The organism is Varibaculum cambriense DSM 15806 (genome assembly GCF_000420065.1).
GTDB classification, from domain to species: domain Bacteria; phylum Actinomycetota; class Actinomycetes; order Actinomycetales; family Actinomycetaceae; genus Varibaculum; species Varibaculum cambriense.
The window spans coordinates 54,001-69,526 of sequence record NZ_ATUF01000004.1 but is presented as its reverse complement, the minus strand read 5'-3'; the positions used below and the strand labels follow the sequence as shown (position 1 = coordinate 69,526).

The window sequence follows — 15,526 nt, the reverse complement described above, 5'->3', positions numbered from 1 at the left end:
TGTTGCAACTTGGGTCTATTTTTCTAAGGAGGTGACGCAGGCAACCACAACGCTCTTTTTGCAGATCAAGCAGTCTGGAATCTGCAGAGTGCTCCGTTGAGGCATCCATCCTGCCAAGGAAAGGTTCCTGCGTGTACATACAGCGCAGAATCAGAGCGTGCTAGATCTTACTCCGGAGCTCGAGTCGTAGAAGGTCAGATTCGGCGCTTGACAAAGCCACTTGGAGAATAATTGCGAATCAGAAAAGCGGCTTCGAAGCCGCTTTTTCATGTTCTCAAGGGCTTTGTTCCAGGGGATTTCCGCATGAAATCGCGATTTGTTATTCCCCCAGCTTTACCTGCGGTTTTGCGATTTCGGGCCCTCTGGGAGCACCGTGATTCGGATTTGATTCGAATCAGGTGAAAATCGGCGTTTTCGCGCTTGGGAATTGTTGCGGGTGGCTTGGCAGACCTCCGTGGCGAACGGAAACCTCCAGGCTGCGCCAAATCGCGCCAACGACCACCACTCCACAGAGTGACCACGAATCAAAATCGTTCATGCACCATCGCAAACAGCTCTCGATTCCAAGCGGTTTCGGGGGCTGTATCGGTTTTGTTATTCCCGTTTGTTGCAAGTGGCGTGGCAACCGTTGAAACGCAGTGCGTCGCCATGCGTTACAGTCAATGGTTGCAGGTGGCTTTAGAATTCTGACCTTGGCCTATTCCCACTCGATGGTCCCCGGGGGCTTGGAGGTGCAATCTAGCACCACCCGGTTAATCTCGGGAACATCCCCGGTGATGCGGTTAGAAATCCGCTCCAGTACTTCGTACGGCAAGCGGAACCAATCGGCCGTCATTGCGTCCTCGGTAACTACCGGGCGAATCACGATCGGATGTCCATAGGTGCGGGCATCTCCTTGTACCCCGACGCTACGCACATCTGCCAGCAGTACCACCGGGCATTGCCAAATCTGGCGATCTAGCCCCGCAGCGGTTAGCTCCTCGCGGACTATCCGGTCAGCAGCCCGCAAAATAGCTAGGTTCTCTTTGGTGAGCTCCCCTAGGATCCGCACGCCCAAACCGGGACCAGGGAAAGGCTGGCGCCATACCAGATTTTCTGGTAACCCTAGCTCTATCCCTAGCGCGCGCACCTCGTCCTTAAAGAGGGTACGCAGCGGTTCGATCAGTTCAAACGAGAGATCCTCCGGTAATCCCCCCACGTTGTGGTGAGACTTGATATTGGCGGATCCTTCTCCCCCACCCGATTCCACAACGTCCGGATATAGGGTTCCTTGCACCAGAAACTTTATTTCTTCTCCGGCCTCTCCGGCTTCTTTCACGAGGGCGCGCTGGGCATCTTCGAAGGCGCGAATAAACTCCCGCCCAATAATCTTGCGTTTTTGTTCTGGTTCTTTCACGCCGGCAAGGGCGTTCAGGAAACGTTCGGATTCATCTACCGTGACGATCTTTACGCCACTGGAAGCCGCGTAGTCACGCTCGACTTGTTCACGCTCGCCCTCTCGCAGCAAACCGTGGTCTACGAAGATACAGGTTAGTTGATCACCCACGGCGCGGTGCACCAAGGCGGCTGCAACTGAGGAATCGACTCCCCCAGACAGCCCACAAATAACCCGCGCATTCCCGACTTTTTCCCGGATTTGGCGGATTTCATGCTCTTTAATAGATTGCGGATCCCAGTTAGGCTCCAGGCCGGCAGCGTTAAACAGGAAATTCTTGATCAGCTGGCTGCCGTATTCACTGTGGCGAACCTCAGGATGCCACTGCACTCCCCAAATGGGACGATCCTCAATTTCAAATGCCGCTATTTGGGCGCCTGGCGAACTGGCCACCACTTTTGCCCCTGACGGCAGTACTTTTGCCTCGTCATTGTGCGACATCCACACCACTTGTTCTCCGGGTGTATCCGCAAATAAGGGGCAGTCGACAGCCACTGTAGCTTCGGCTTTGCCGTATTCATGGCGTCCGGCGCTGGCAACTTCACCCCCCAACATCTGGGTGAGCATCTGGAAGCCGTAACAAATTCCTAAAATCGGAATTCCGCTTTTTAAAAGTTCCGGATCAATATGGGGAGAGCCGTCTTCATAAACTGAATGTGGCCCTCCGGAAACGATTAAAGCCAGCGGTTTGCGCGCCAGAATCTGCTCGGCAGACAGCTTAGGAGAGACAATTTCGGAATATATATGGGCTTCCCGCACCCGCCGCGCAATCAATTGTGCGGTTTGCGCACCCATATCGAATACGAGGACGGGGCGAACCCAATCAGGACTTGATTCATTCACGTCTTCCAGCATAGCGGGAATTTATTGCCCTAGTCGCCTCAGCAGAAAATAAAATAATCTTTTACAGCAATCACCCGAAACTTTTAATTTACTTTTATTTGAGGATTAGGTTGCCTGATACTCTAGGGTAGACAGATTTCAACGGGATCGGAAGGAAACAAACGGCAATGGCAAGCTCCTATTACCTGGCGCCCTTGCAGGCAACTACCAATACTGACACTATTACCACCGTCTTAACGCAACTGCTGGGAAACTTACCTATTCAAAAGGTGTTTCAAAGCGGATTACCCCAGCCTCAAGATTGGGTTTTGCAATCAGAACTAGCTGCCCAGAAACTAATTAATACTTTCCCTGCTACCAGCCCTGCCCTCTATGACGGATCTTTTACCGCGACTGTCACCGGAATAGACATTGCCGCCGTACACGCTCGCGCTGCCTCCCATCTACTTGCCCCCATGATTTTGCTAATCGATGCTTCTGGAATGGATGAGGAAGCAGCAGTTAATACTGGCCACATTATGGCGTTTAATGCCTCCCAAGCGGGCGGAACTCCCGTAGCTACTATTTTATTGAACGCTAGTTTTACCCCTTCGGTTTCCCTAGAACACGCGCCGGTAGTAGCGGTCAGCGGTAGTGAGGTAAGCCCGGAAGACCTAGCTAAGTTAGCGCCTACTTTGAAAAATGCGCCGTGTCCCGCGATCCCTCCCCTTACCTATCAGGGGATGCTGACCGAGCGTGCGAAAGCTGCCCCGCGTACTATTGTGTTGCCTGAATCTGAGGATGACCGCGTCTTGCAGGCTGCCGCCCAAATCCTAAAACTTTCGGCAGCGAATATTATCCTCCTAGGGGAAGAGGACACAATCGCCTCCCGGGCGCAGGAACTTAACCTCGATTTAGCCGGCGCCCAAGTAGTATCGCTGCGCGAGGAGGAACGACTAAACAAGTATGCGTCCCGGCTAGCCGAGCTGCGAGCTCATAAAGGCGTAACCCCGGAAAAAGCCCGGCAACTATTACAGGATTCCGCCTATTTTGGCACCATGATGATCGAAAGTGGTGATGCGGATGGAATGGTGTCAGGAGCTTGTCACACCACTGCTAATACCATTCGCCCCGCCCTGCAGATCATAAAAACTAAGCCGGAAGTATCGACCGTGTCCGGGGCTTTCCTAATGTTGTTTTCTGATCATGCTGCGCTCTACGCGGATTGCGCAGTTTCTATTGATCCCAACCCGAGCCAGCTAGCTGATAGTGCTGCCTCGAGCGCCAGGACTGCCTCCCAATTCGGTATTGACCCGAAAGTTGCGCTCATCTCCTATTCCACCGGAGATTCCGGAAGTGGAGAAACTGTAGAAAAAGTCTTACAGGCAACTCAGCTAGTCAAAGATAACCACCCCGAATTAGCGGTTGATGGTCCCTTGCAATTCGATGCCGCTGTCGATAAAACTGTGGCTGCGAAGAAATGCCCAGGTTCACCGGTAGCGGGACAGGCTAACGTATTTGTATTTAACCACCTAGATGTTGGAAACTGCGTATATAAAGCGGTGCAACGCACTGCAGGAGCCGTTGCAGTGGGGCCGATACTGCAGGGATTAAATAAGCCCGTTAACGACCTCTCTCGCGGTGCCCTGATAGAAGACATAGTTAACACCATTATTATTACTGCAGTTCAGGCGCAGGGATAAGCCCCCAAAGGAGGAAAAGGGCGTGGATAACGAGACTATTCTAGTAATCAATTCCGGATCTTCATCTATTAAATATAAGCTGATGAATCCGGAAACGGGTGAAGAGATAGCACGAGGAATCGTTGAGCAAATCGGCGAAGCGCGCAGCCAGATTAAGCACGTCTATCAAGACGTGGAAGAGAAGATGGTTCGTTCAGTGCGCGACCACCTCGAGGGGATGGCAGTTGTCGAAGAACTATTCGAAAAGATTGGTCCTTCGCTACAAAAATCTCACGTGGTGGGGGTAGGACATCGGATTGTGCAAGGTGGCCCCTATTTTTCTGGACCGGCATTAATCGACAAAGACGTTTACGCTTTGATCGAGGAGCTGTGCCCCCTCGGTCCGCTGCATAACCCGGCTCACTTAAAAGGGATTGACGCCGCTAAGCGAATTTTGCCCAAGGTTCCACACGTAGCCGTATTTGACACCGCATTCTTTAACCACCTGCCAGAAAAAGCCTATACCTACGCTTTAAAAAGGTCTGTTGCGGAAAAATACCGGATTCGCCGGTATGGCGCCCACGGCACCTCCCACCAGTACGTTTCCCATCGAGTGCGTTCCATCCTGGGAACCGACGATTTAAGACAGATCGTGTTGCACCTCGGCAACGGCGCCTCCGCTTCCGCCATTGTGCGACACCACCCCATCGATACTTCTATGGGACTAACTCCCTTGGAAGGGTTAGTGATGGGAGGACGCACCGGCGATATAGACCCGGCGACGGTATTCCACCTCTATCGTGAGGGCAAAATGAGCATCGACGAGATCGATGAGCTTTTCAACCGCCGGTCAGGTATGAAGGGTCTGACCGGCCATAACGATATGCGGGAAATTTGGAAGTTAATCGAGGCAGGCGATGAACAGGCCGAGATGGCTATGGAAATCTACCTGCATCGACTGTTGAAATACGTGGGAGCCTATTGGGCGCTTCTCGGTGGACTAGACGCGCTAACTTTCACGGCTGGTGTGGGCGAAAATGACCCGGGAGTTCGCTGGGAACTGTGTAGAAGTCTCGCCTTTATGGGGGTCAAAATCGACCAGGAGCTTAACGAGGAACATTTTACCCGTGAAGCGATTATTTCTACCCCGGATTCTTCGGTGAAAGTACTGGTAGTTCCCACGAATGAGGAACTGGCCATCGCCCAACAGGTCTACTCTGTGGTGAAGTTATAAATAAAGGGTTCCTGTCTGGAGCTAATAAGGGGCGGGGGTAAGACGCTAAGCGTCTTACCCCCGCCCCTTATTAGCATTTAAATTTTTCATCGCCGCCCACTTGGCGGAGGAGTAATTAGCTACTTGGTGACACCACTAGTTGTCTTGCTCGTATTTGGCCATTAAATCGATACGCCGCTGGTGTCGCTGCTCCCCGGTAAAAGGTTCCGCAATAAACGCATCAATTATCGCTAAAGCCTCCGGTATCTCATGCATCCGCGCACCTACTGCCACAATTTGGGCATTGTTGTGCATCCGCGCCAGTTTGGCGGTCTCCAGGCTCCAAGCCAAGGCAGCCCGAATCCCCTTAACGCAGTTAGCGGCCATCTGTTCACCGTTACCAGATCCCCCTAGAACTACCCCTAGAGATCCTTCATCCTTAAGGACAGCCTCGGCGCAAGGAATGCAGGTGTCGGGATAATCGTCCTCGGCATCATATTCCTTAGATCCGTGATCGATTACCTCGAGGCCTTTTTCCTGGAGATGATTGACTAACGCTTCTTTTAAATCAAATGCGGCGTGATCGCATGCAACGTGTATTCTCATGCTGCAACCCTATCAGGATCACTCTGTCTATCGGGCAGAAATCGTAGCTTTGGCCAGAGCAGGATAGTCAGTCATGATGGCATCCACACCCAGGTCAGTTAGCTGCAGCATCTCCGTTTCCTCATTAATTGTCCAAGGCTCAACCCTAATTCCTTGGCTATGACACCAGGAGACAAAAATGCGGTCAACAATAGTGATTCCTCCCCATTTAAGCGGAACTTGCGCGAAAGCGGCGACGGAGTCAAAACGCCGCTTACTGGCGCTGCGGGCAGCGAGAACTGCCTTTCCAACTTCAATTGGTGACAAACAGGTTTGCACCCCCGGGTGGCGTTTTCGTAACTCGGTGAGAGTTTGGGAAGAGAACGAGGAGAATATTACTCGCCCCCAGGCATCTGCAGCGTTAACTACCTGCAAAGATCCTTCCAGGGCGCGAGACTCTTTGATATCAACGTTATAGGCTAAGGTCGGAAAATCTTCGAGGGCGAATTTTAGTGAAATCGGATGTTCCCCCGCTGGACCGCGGAGCGCAAAAAATTCCTGGGAATCAAGCTCTCCTACTGTACGGGAATCACCCCAAGGGGTGGCTAACTGGGCATCATGCTGTAACACCACAGTGCCATCTTTAAGAGCACGGACATCGGTTTCATAGCGGCTTACCTTTTGGGAAAGCGCGTAGCCAATGGATTCCCGGGTGTTCTCCAGAGTTTCTCCGCCTCCGCCTCTATGGGCAATAATCTGGGGAGCTACTCGCATGTTTGTCCCAGGTAGCGAAAATGGTGGGATTCAAGCCAGGGAACGGGATCAATAAAATTATTTTCATTGCCGGGCATGATCTCAAAGTGCAGGTGATTGCCGGTAGAGTTCCCCGTAGAGCCCACTGCCCCCAACTGATCTCCCGCCTTAACCTTTTGTCCCACTGTTACCGCAAAGGATCCCGGAAGCATATGTTTGTACTGGGAGAAAACAACTTCCCCGTCGATAATATGCTTAACCCGCACCGTATTGCCTCCCCCACCCATGGGACCGACAAAATCTACTACCCCATCGGTTAGGGAATGGATCGGGGTACCGGAGGGAGCCGAAAAATCCGTTCCCGTATGTAGTTTCAATATGCCCGATATCGGGTGGATACGATTACCAAAGGGCGAAGATTGGTGAAAGACCCCTCGCTGCAAAGGAAAGAGAATGGCGCCCTCGTTCGACATCGTTTGCGCAGCCCGGTTACCCGATCCCACATTGGAAAACTGACATTGGGGATCCGCACTTAAGATGCGAGCGCGAGTACCGGCAGCCGGTACGGGAACCAGTCCTTCTTCCGAATCTACTGTCTCGAGAGAGTGGGCACTTCCCGCCCAGCTTTCTCCCTCGGTTTGTAGAGATAGTACATGGGCAATCATCGAGCCGGGCTTATTAGCCTGCACGAATCCCGTTAGCGGCGCAATAATAGTAACTGCTGCTAAAGCCAGCATCACCAGCGCCCGAGGAACCGCAGCGTAGCGTTGAAAGCGTCGTCTCCGCCTCCGCTCGACGCGCCGAGAGCGCCTCCGGGTAACCGACTCCGCCATTTACTCTTCCTCCGGAAAACAACTAACCCTGAAATAATAACGAATTAATAACGAGTTATCCAGAGCAGATCCTCTGAGCGGGGGTAGCGGGGCACTAATTCTCGCGCTGCATAGTGTCGCGGACTTCTCCCACTAATTCTTCCAGAATATCTTCTAAGAAAATAGCCCCGATAGTTTGCCCGTTTTCATTGACTTTAGCCAGATGAACCCCGGTTTTTTGCATCACCCGTAACGCGTCCTCTACTTCTTCATCAGGAGAAACTTCCGGGAGAACCCGAACTCGCCAAGATTCCAAGGGAGCCTGGCGAGCAGCGCTGGAATCGGCAAAAATAACATCTTTAAGATGCAAATACCCTTGTAAGTTCCCGGATTCATCACTAATCGGGAAACGAGAAAACCCAGTTTTTGCCACCTCGGCTTCAAAATCGGCAGCAGTCAGCGGCCAATCCAAAGTAACTAGTTGCGAACGCGGAACCATCGCTGCGCGCACGTCCTCTTTCGAAAACTCCAGGGACCCCGACAGCAAGCCCAAATCATCCCGCAAGGTGCCCGCGGCGGTAGATTTCGCGACAATCGCTGCCACTTCTTCAATGGTAAAAGACTGGGAAACTTCCGAACGCGGGGTAATCCCCAGTAGTTTCACGAACCAGTTAGCACTCTCATCAAGGGCATGGACAATAGGACGCACTGCCCGAGCAATCCGTACTAGATGCGGAGAAATCACCAGACACACCCGCACTGATGCCGCCACCGTAAGATTCTTAGGGATCATTTCCCCTAAAACAATATGTAAAAACACCACCACTACCAGCGCAAATATGAAAGCGATGGGGTGAGTTAGTGAGGGAGAGACTCCGAAGAAATCTAACGGACGCGCAATCAAATGCGCTAGCGCCGGCTCGGCTACCGCCCCCAACCCTGTCGAAGCTAAGGTGATACCCAATTGGGTTACTGCTAAAACCAAGGACACATGTTCTACCGCCCACAGCGCTGCTGTGGTTCCCCGTTTACCTTGGGCAGCCAAAGGCTCAATTTGCGAACGCCGGGTCGAGGTGACCGCAAATTCTCCGGCCACAAAAAACGCGTTTGCGGCCAGTAATACTACCGCCACTATCAGTGCCAACCAATCAGACATCTTGGTCACCGCCCTCATGGTGGCCCTGCCCGGTTATCTTGCCAGAGAGCGGAGCCGCCTCCGCAGAATCAGCGGTACTGATAAGTACTTTCTCAATTCGACGCCCATCCATTTTCGCTACCGTCAAGACGTGGCCGCGTATCTTAAAGCTCTCCCCCACCTGGGGAATCTTGCCAGCAATTACCAGAATCAAGCCGGCAATGGTTTCATAGGGGCCATCATCTGGCAGCAATACCTCAATCCGGTCAGCTATTTCATCAGGCCGTAATGTCCCATCTACCAGCCATTTATTGTCGCCCTCGAGGCGGATACCGCGCCGACGCAGGTCGTGTTCGTCAGCCACTTCCCCCACAATTTCTTCCACTACGTCCTCTAAAGTAACGATTCCGCAGGTGCCTCCATATTCGTCAACCACAATCGCCATTTGCAGATCAGCTGCCCGCAGTTGTACCAGCAGCGGCGCTAGCCTGACGGTTTCGGGAACCCGCAGCGCCTCCACTAGTAGGGACTGGGCAGTTACCGGCACACTGTTTCTTTTTTCAAAAGGAACCGCCACTGCCCGACGTAAATGCACCAGCCCGAGGACGTCATCAGCATCCTCCCCTAGAACTGGGAATCGCGAATGCCCGGTTCGCCGCGATAACTCCACCACGTCCTCCGCGCTTTGCCCAGCCTCTAAAGATTCCATCCGTCGCCGGTCGGTCATCACGTCGCGGGCGCAGAGTCTGCCTAGCCCCACAGAGCGGGTAAAAATAGTGGCGGTAGATAAGTCTAAAGTGCCGGCTTCGGCGCTGTGACGCACCATAGCCGCCAGTTCCGAAGCGGAACGGGCCGAGGACAGCTGTTCTAAGGGTTCCACCCCCAAAGCACGAACTACCTGGTTAGACAGTCCGTTTAAAACCGTAATCACGGGTTTAAATAGAACAGTGAAGGCTCGTTGCATGGGTGTCACTACCCGCGCAACTTCGAATGGTTTAGCTAACGCCAAATTCTTAGGGAACAGCTCTCCAAATACCATAGAAAAGGCGTTGACTAGCACCATAGCCACCACCACCGCAATGGCCGTGGCCAGCGAGGCCGCTAATTTAACATCCTGCAACCATTGCGCAAACAAAGAGGTAAGCGCATTTTGGGTCGTGTATCCCAACAGAATGGTGGTGAGGGTGATTCCCACCTGTGCCCCCGAAAGCTGGGTAGATAAATGCTGCAAAGCTTTAAGGACGCCAGCAGCTCCCTTTTCTTTACGTTTCACTCTCCCCTCAACTTGGGAGGGATCGAGAGCCAGCATAGAGAATTCGGCAGCTACGAACAGAGCGGTTCCGATCGTGAGCAAAACTCCCAAAAGCACCATTAACAGGTAATAAACACTATCAGGCAACTACACCACCGTCACCGGACCGGGGGTAGGGCATACCACTAACACCTCTTCAAGTAGGCAATTCGTAAGCTATTTTAATAGCAATGTACCAACATTAGTAAAGCCTACATAAACTCTCTCAATATCGAGAGAAACGCTAGGACTTTCGAACTAAATAGGCTTAATATTTTATTGGATATTCCGTCACCACCCAGAAAAGGAAGCGCCATGCCCAATTCGGAAGATCAAGTGGATCAGTCGGTAAGCCCGATCAACCAGGAGATCATCGATGATCTTTATGACAAATATTGCGCCGACCCCCTATCGGTTCCCGAAGATTGGAGAGAATACTTCTCCGCTTTGGAGGCACGCAATGAGCAGATAAAAGAAGCGGAACCCCACGAAAAGCAACCTCACAAGGTCAAGGGTACCGAGTCTGCAATAAGTGCCCGGGACGTTACCCGTTCCGATTTGCCGCCCGCCCCTCCAGTGGCAGCCTCCGAGCCTACCTCCCCCTATGTCGCCCGGAAAACTGCCCTCGATCTAGGCCCGGGACGCTCAGACGTAGAAGAAGAAGATAAAGTGGAACGGCTACGCGGGGTAGCTAAAGCGGTAGTTAAGAATATGGATGAATCGCTGCAGATTCCTACCGCTACTTCCGCCCGGGAAATTCCCGCCAAGCTACTAATTGAAAACCGCAAAGTAATCAACACTCATTTGGCGGCCACTACCGGCGGTAAAGTGTCGTTTACTCACCTAATCGGCTACGCCATTATTGAGGCTTTAGTAGAAATGCCCTCTATGAACGTCCGTTTTGAAAAGGACGAAGATGGCCGCGGCTGCATCCGCAAGTTTGCGCATGTCGGTTTCGGGCTAGCAATCGATCTCCCCAAGGAAGACGGTTCCCGCTCGCTCATGGTTCCAGTAGTCCACGATGCCGATACCTTAAACTTCCGGCAATTCATTGACGCGTACGAGGATCTAGTGAAGAGGGCGCGTGCCGGTTCTCTAAAACCTGCTGATTTTGCGGGAGGAACCGTTACTTTAACCAATCCCGGAACCTTGGGAACAAAACAATCGGTTCCCCGGTTAATGACTGGTCAAGGGGCAATTATTGGAGTGGGCGCCACCTCGTTCCCGGCCGAATGGGCAGGAGCCTCTCCCTCGCAACTGGCAAATGCCGGTATCGGACAAATCATGACCATGACTTCCACCTATGATCACCGCGTGATTCAAGGTGCCGGTTCCGGAGAGTTCCTGCGGATTATTGAACAGAAACTTACCGGCCATGACGGCTTCTTTGAGCGCGTGTTCTCCACTTTAGGGGTAGCTCACGAGCCCTATCAATGGGAACGAGATTTCAGCTATGACGTGGTAACTGAGAAAGGTAAACCTGCCCGGATCGCGGAACTGATTCATGCTTACCGATCCCGCGGCCACCTGGCCGCCAATACGGATCCGCTACAGCAGATTCTGCGTCGCCACCCGGACCTATCTATCGGATCTTATGGACTGAGCGTGTGGGATTTGGATCGCGTCTTCCCCACCGGGGGGTTTGCTGGCCGCGACACTATGAACTTGCGGGATCTTTTAGAACAGCTGCGTGCCACCTATACTCAGGCAATCGGGATTGAATATATGCATATTCAAGATCCCGTACAGCGCCGCTGGGTACAAAACCGCATTGAAAAACCCTCAAAGAAGCTTTCGAAAGATGAGCAGATGCACGTGCTCAGCACGCTCAACCATGCCGAAGCTTTTGAGACTTTCCTACAAACTAAATACGTGGGACAAAAACGCTTCTCGCTAGAGGGCGCTGAATCCCTGATCCCTCTGCTAGACAAAATGCTTTCCAGTGCTTCGCGGACTGGAGTAAAAGAAATCACTATCGGGATGGCTCACCGCGGACGTTTAAATGTGCTCTCAAATGTGGCGGGGAAATCCTATGGCCAGATTTTCTCCGAATTCGAGGGCTACCTGGATCCGAACTCGACCCAGGGGTCTGGGGACGTGAAATACCACCTGGGAACAGAGGGGATTTATTCTGCTGACGAGGGCGAAGGGGTGCTGGTGTCCCTAACCGCGAACCCCTCGCACTTGGAAGCCGCTAATGGAGTTACCGAAGGTATCACTCGCGCTAAGCAGGATCGTTTAGGAGGCGGAAAAGAAGCGGAAATCCAGGTTATGCCGATTCTTATCCACGGTGATGCCGCCTTCATTGGCGAGGGCGTAGTCCAAGAAACCCTGAACATGTCCCAGTTGCGCGGTTACCGTACTGGCGGCACCGTGCACATTATTGTAAATAACCAGATCGGATTTACTACCGGGCCTACCTCGGGGCGTTCTACTCGCTACTGCACCGACTTAGCTAAAGGTTTGCAGGTTCCGATTTTCCACGTTAACGGAGATTTCCCACAAGACGTGGTGAAGGCCGCCAAACTAGCCTTTGACTTTAGGCAAGAGTTCCATAAAGACGTAATCATCGATATGGTCTGTTACCGTCGGCGCGGACATAATGAGGGCGATGACCCCTCCATGACCCAGCCGGTGCTTTATTCCTTAATCGATAGCCTGCCCACCACGCGCGAGGTTTATACCCGCAACTTGATTGGGCGCGGAGATTTAAGCGAAGAAAAAGCCCAAGAGGCTTTGCAGGAATACCACGATGACCTGAACAAGATTTTCCAGGAAACCCGGGAAAAGAAAGAATTCGACGCCGCAGAACATGACGACACTACCAATCCGGGCGGGGACACCCGCTGGGTGATGCCTACCTCGCAACAGCCCGGACAGGGGATGATGATCGGCTGGACTTCGGCTATCACTCGTGAAGAGGTAGAACGCATCGGCCAATCCCAGGTACGGGTGCCAGAGCATTTCACCCCCCACCCCAAGATTATGAAGGTATTGCAAAAGCGGGAGGTCATGTCCCGGGAAGGCAAGATTGATTGGGGCATGGGTGAAATGTTGGCCTATGGTTCCCTGGTAATGGAAGGCACCAATGTTCGTCTCGGCGGGCAAGATTCGCGTCGCGGTACTTTCTCCCATCGTCACGCGGTAATTCACGACTATGAGAATGGGCGCGAATGGACGCCACTGAACTTCTTAACAGAGAATCAAGCCACCTTCCAGGCATTCAACTCTCCCCTTTCCGAGTATGCTCCGTTAGCTTTCGAGTACGGCTATTCGGTGGAGTCTCCGGAAACCTTGGTGTTGTGGGAAGCCCAGTTCGGGGACTTCGCCAACTGTGGTCAAGCGGTTACCGACGAGTTTGTTTCCTCTTCCTTCCAAAAGTGGAATGAACGTTCGGGAGTGGTAATGCTATTGCCGCACGGTTATGAGGGGCAAGGCCCCGACCACTCTTCGGCTCGCATAGAGCGTTACCTGCAACTGTGCGCCCAAGAAAATATGTGGGTATGTCAACCCTCAAATCCGGCTAATAACTTCCATATGCTGCGCTCGCAAGCCTATAAGCGGCCACGGAAACCTTTGATTGCTTTTGAGCCGAAGCAATTGTTGCGTTTAGCAGCGGCAGCTTCCCCGGTCGAAGATTTCATTTCCGGGGAGTTTAAGCCGGTTATCGGGGAAGTAGACGAGCGGGTAAGCCAGCCGTCCCGGGTATTGCTGTGTAGCGGCCGAGTCTACTATGACTTGGTGAAAGAGCGCGCTAAGCGGGAACGTTTCGATACCGCGATCGTTCGCCTAGAGCAGCTATATCCGCTCCCGGCAACTGAGCTACAGGAAGTTCTGAACACCTGGGGAGATCTGCCGCTCACCTGGGTGCAGGATGAACCCGAAAACCAGGGTCCCTGGCCATTTATGGCTTTGCATCTTCCGGGAGCCATCGGCAAGACGCTGCAGGTAGCTTCCCGACCCGAAGCCGCCTCACCGGCAGCTGGTAATTCCAAGTTGCATAAAGAGGAGAACGCCGAGTTAATGGAGAAGGCTTTCGCCTAGTTCGATACCGTAAAAGTTTGGAGGGTGGTGACGAAAAGTCACCACCCTCCAAACTTTTACCGCGATGATTTAGCGGTAGCTAAAGTTCTTAGCAGTTAGGCCGTTTGCCGTGATTGGCGGCACTGGTACGGCGGCTTTTGCGTTTACGTCCACGTTTAGACATCTTTTACACCTTCCCAATAAATAAACAACGTCCCTAGTTTTACACATAATCCCACGTTTTCGAAAACTGACGATGCTGGCGGAAAAATTATCCACCTAAGCATCCACGATTTTCGGCAATCTCAGGTCTGGTCTTCTTGATAGCGTTGTTCTTCATATGCAATCTGCAGCCCCTCCGTTTGCATATATAACGCCAGAGACTGCACAATCCGAGTCCGTAAGGTCGAAGGAGCCACAGTTCCGTGACACAGGCAGCGCCGCAAAGACAAGGAGATGCCGGCAGCTTCGCCCTCTAGGATTTTCCGACAACAAGGACATTCGGCAATATGGCGTGCCTCTTCCTCACTAAGCTCCCGGGACTCTTCCGTAGCATGTCTAAAGGGATCACGCCCACATGGCTGCTCGTTCATTACTTCACCCCGATTCCGTACTCGCGGGCATATTCTGACAGTTCATCTCTAAGCTGGCTGCGTCCTCGATGAAGCCTAGACATCACTGTACCCAGAGGAATCCCCAGAATCTGCGATATTTCCTTATAGCTGAACTGTTCCACATCCGCCAGGTAGACTACCGCCCGATGCTCATCTGAGAGCTTGTCAAAGGCCGCTTGGATGGTTTCATTGGGAAGTCGTTCCAAAGCGGTAGTCTCGGCAGATGGCATCCCCTCTCCCTGATGCAGTGAGTGCGCTACCTGCTCTTGATCAGTAATTTCTCCTGATCCTTGCTCTTGCGGACGGCGGGTCTTTAAACGGTACTGATTTAAAAAGGTATTAGTCATGATCCGGTACATCCAGGCTTTTAAATTAGTACCTGGTTGGTACTGGTGAAACTTACGGAATGCCTGCATATAGGTATCTTGTACCAAGTCCTCTGCATCGGCAGGTTTGCGAGTAAGCCGTAGTGCTCCTGCATAAAGTTGATCTAGCAGCGGCAGGGCTTCCTTACTGAAACGTTCTGACAGGGGCACGTTATTATCGCCGGCAGCTAAGGCAGCCGGCAGAGCTTCCTCCCCGTTTTCGCCCGCGAGCAGCTGTCCGCGCTCAGAGTCTACCTTTTTAGGTAACTCAGCCGTGCCTGCCCGGTTCGTCTCTAGGATTTCAGTTTCCATTAACTCCATTCTAGCTTGGTTTTCAGATTCTCAGTTTGGGTAATTAAACTCCCAGAAGCTAGAAATAGCCAGCAGCTTAGGTAACAATAGAAACATGGCTAATAGGTATGTACTTTCTCGCGCGCTAATAGCGGCACCTTTAATTATTGAGGGGATCGACGCGGTACGTAACAGTGATAAGCATGCGCGTTTAGCCCAACATCACCTAGAGCTAATGGAAAAGAATGGCTTTCCTCCGCTGACTAAAAGCGATGTGAAAACTATTGCTAAAGTTTGCGGAGTGGCGGTATCCGTCTTGGCCTTGCGGATGGCTACTACCCGCCGTTCTCCCCTAGCTACCAGTGCTTTAGTGCTAGCCAACGGAGCAGCAACCATTGTCAATGGCTGGCAGCCAGGAAAGGTTGATGCCTTGAGAATTGCCCAGGGGCTAGCGCTCCATGCTGGTTTAACCTCCGAAATTTTCCCCGCGAGGCAGGACTAAACT

The 15,526-nt window shown here is 52.4% G+C and carries 13 protein-coding genes; 4 read left to right on the top strand and 9 right to left on the bottom strand.

Features of this window, described 5'->3' with window-relative positions; all coding sequences use genetic code 11:
* Positions 1 to 697: 697 nt before the first annotated feature.
* Positions 698 to 2,290 (bottom strand): glutamine-hydrolyzing GMP synthase, encoded by a 1,593-nt coding sequence (gene guaA / locus F605_RS0106845; RefSeq protein WP_022865152.1) that lies wholly within the window; start codon positions 2,288 to 2,290, stop codon positions 698 to 700.
* Positions 2,291 to 2,445: 155 nt separating this feature from the next.
* Between guaA and pta the strand changes: the two genes are divergently transcribed.
* Together pta and F605_RS0106835 are read left to right on the top strand one after the other, a co-directional pair.
* Positions 2,446 to 3,960, top strand: a complete 1,515-nt coding sequence (gene pta / locus F605_RS10355; protein WP_022865151.1) for a phosphate acetyltransferase — start codon at positions 2,446 to 2,448, stop codon at positions 3,958 to 3,960.
* 22 nt (positions 3,961 to 3,982) lie between these two features.
* On the top strand, positions 3,983 to 5,173 hold the full coding sequence (locus tag F605_RS0106835) for an acetate/propionate family kinase (protein WP_022865150.1): 1,191 nt from the start codon (positions 3,983 to 3,985) through the stop codon (positions 5,171 to 5,173).
* Positions 5,174 to 5,308: 135 nt separating this feature from the next.
* Here F605_RS0106835 and F605_RS0106830 read toward each other — a convergent pair whose 3' ends face one another.
* From F605_RS0106830 to F605_RS10340, 5 genes are all read right to left on the bottom strand, one after another.
* Positions 5,309 to 5,758: a ribose-5-phosphate isomerase gene (locus F605_RS0106830; protein WP_022865149.1), complete on the bottom strand. Its 450-nt coding sequence runs from the start codon at positions 5,756 to 5,758 to the stop codon at positions 5,309 to 5,311.
* Positions 5,759 to 5,785: 27 nt separating this feature from the next.
* Positions 5,786 to 6,511, bottom strand: a complete 726-nt coding sequence (locus F605_RS10350) for a glycerophosphodiester phosphodiesterase family protein (protein ID WP_022865148.1) — start codon at positions 6,509 to 6,511, stop codon at positions 5,786 to 5,788.
* Entirely contained in the window at positions 6,502 to 7,323 is an 822-nt protein-coding gene (locus tag F605_RS11075) for a M23 family metallopeptidase (RefSeq protein ID WP_022865147.1), read from the bottom strand. The genes F605_RS10350 and F605_RS11075 overlap by 10 nt, the downstream gene beginning before the upstream one ends.
* 94 nt (positions 7,324 to 7,417) lie before the next feature.
* The gene (locus F605_RS0106815) at positions 7,418 to 8,458 is read right to left on the bottom strand and encodes a hemolysin family protein (RefSeq protein WP_022865146.1); all 1,041 of its coding nucleotides are present in this window, start codon (positions 8,456 to 8,458) and stop codon (positions 7,418 to 7,420) included.
* Positions 8,451 to 9,809 (bottom strand): hemolysin family protein, encoded by a 1,359-nt coding sequence (locus tag F605_RS10340; protein WP_051132138.1) that lies wholly within the window; start codon positions 9,807 to 9,809, stop codon positions 8,451 to 8,453. Before F605_RS10340 ends, F605_RS0106815 begins: the two co-directional genes overlap by 8 nt.
* A 234-nt stretch (positions 9,810 to 10,043) precedes the next feature.
* Here F605_RS10340 and F605_RS0106805 point away from each other — a divergent pair, with 234 nt between their 5' ends.
* Positions 10,044 to 13,772, top strand: coding sequence for a multifunctional oxoglutarate decarboxylase/oxoglutarate dehydrogenase thiamine pyrophosphate-binding subunit/dihydrolipoyllysine-residue succinyltransferase subunit (locus F605_RS0106805; RefSeq protein WP_022865144.1), 3,729 nt, complete (start codon positions 10,044 to 10,046; stop codon positions 13,770 to 13,772).
* Positions 13,773 to 13,860: 88 nt separating this feature from the next.
* Here the strand turns inward: F605_RS0106805 and F605_RS11615 are convergent, their stop codons facing one another.
* From F605_RS11615 to F605_RS0106795, 3 genes are all read right to left on the bottom strand, one after another.
* A complete protein-coding gene (locus F605_RS11615; protein WP_373277209.1) occupies positions 13,861 to 13,935 on the bottom strand; it encodes a 50S ribosomal protein bL37 in 75 nt (24 codons plus the stop codon).
* 121 nt (positions 13,936 to 14,056) lie between these two features.
* Positions 14,057 to 14,344 (bottom strand): hypothetical protein, encoded by a 288-nt coding sequence (locus F605_RS0106800; protein WP_022865143.1) that lies wholly within the window; start codon positions 14,342 to 14,344, stop codon positions 14,057 to 14,059.
* Complete coding sequence (locus tag F605_RS0106795) at positions 14,344 to 15,042, bottom strand: sigma-70 family RNA polymerase sigma factor (protein ID WP_081639168.1); 699 nt, start codon at positions 15,040 to 15,042, stop codon at positions 14,344 to 14,346. The genes F605_RS0106800 and F605_RS0106795 overlap by 1 nt, the downstream gene beginning before the upstream one ends.
* A 94-nt stretch (positions 15,043 to 15,136) precedes the next feature.
* On the opposite strand from F605_RS0106795, the gene F605_RS0106790 reads away from it, so the two are divergent.
* Positions 15,137 to 15,523, top strand: a complete 387-nt coding sequence (locus tag F605_RS0106790; protein ID WP_022865141.1) for a hypothetical protein — start codon at positions 15,137 to 15,139, stop codon at positions 15,521 to 15,523.
* Positions 15,524 to 15,526: the final 3 nt, after the last annotated feature.

Excerpts from the sequence above, each read along its gene's own strand:
- F605_RS0106795 (WP_081639168.1), bottom strand. The coding sequence starts at position 15,042 with ATGGAAACTGAAATCCTAGAGACGAACCGGGCAGGCACGGCTGAGTTA.
- F605_RS10340 (WP_051132138.1), bottom strand. The coding sequence starts at position 9,809 with ATGGTGCTTTTGGGAGTTTTGCTCACGATCGGAACCGCTCTGTTCGTA.
- F605_RS0106790 (WP_022865141.1), top strand. The coding sequence starts at position 15,137 with ATGGCTAATAGGTATGTACTTTCTCGCGCGCTAATAGCGGCACCTTTA.
- F605_RS11075 (WP_022865147.1), bottom strand. The coding sequence starts at position 7,323 with ATGGCGGAGTCGGTTACCCGGAGGCGCTCTCGGCGCGTCGAGCGGAGG.
- pta (WP_022865151.1), top strand. The coding sequence starts at position 2,446 with ATGGCAAGCTCCTATTACCTGGCGCCCTTGCAGGCAACTACCAATACT.
- F605_RS0106800 (WP_022865143.1), bottom strand. The coding sequence starts at position 14,344 with ATGAACGAGCAGCCATGTGGGCGTGATCCCTTTAGACATGCTACGGAA.
- F605_RS0106830 (WP_022865149.1), bottom strand. The coding sequence starts at position 5,758 with ATGAGAATACACGTTGCATGCGATCACGCCGCATTTGATTTAAAAGAA.
- F605_RS0106815 (WP_022865146.1), bottom strand. The coding sequence starts at position 8,458 with ATGTCTGATTGGTTGGCACTGATAGTGGCGGTAGTATTACTGGCCGCA.
- F605_RS10350 (WP_022865148.1), bottom strand. The coding sequence starts at position 6,511 with ATGCGAGTAGCTCCCCAGATTATTGCCCATAGAGGCGGAGGCGGAGAA.
- F605_RS0106805 (WP_022865144.1), top strand. The coding sequence starts at position 10,044 with ATGCCCAATTCGGAAGATCAAGTGGATCAGTCGGTAAGCCCGATCAAC.
- guaA (WP_022865152.1), bottom strand. The coding sequence starts at position 2,290 with ATGCTGGAAGACGTGAATGAATCAAGTCCTGATTGGGTTCGCCCCGTC.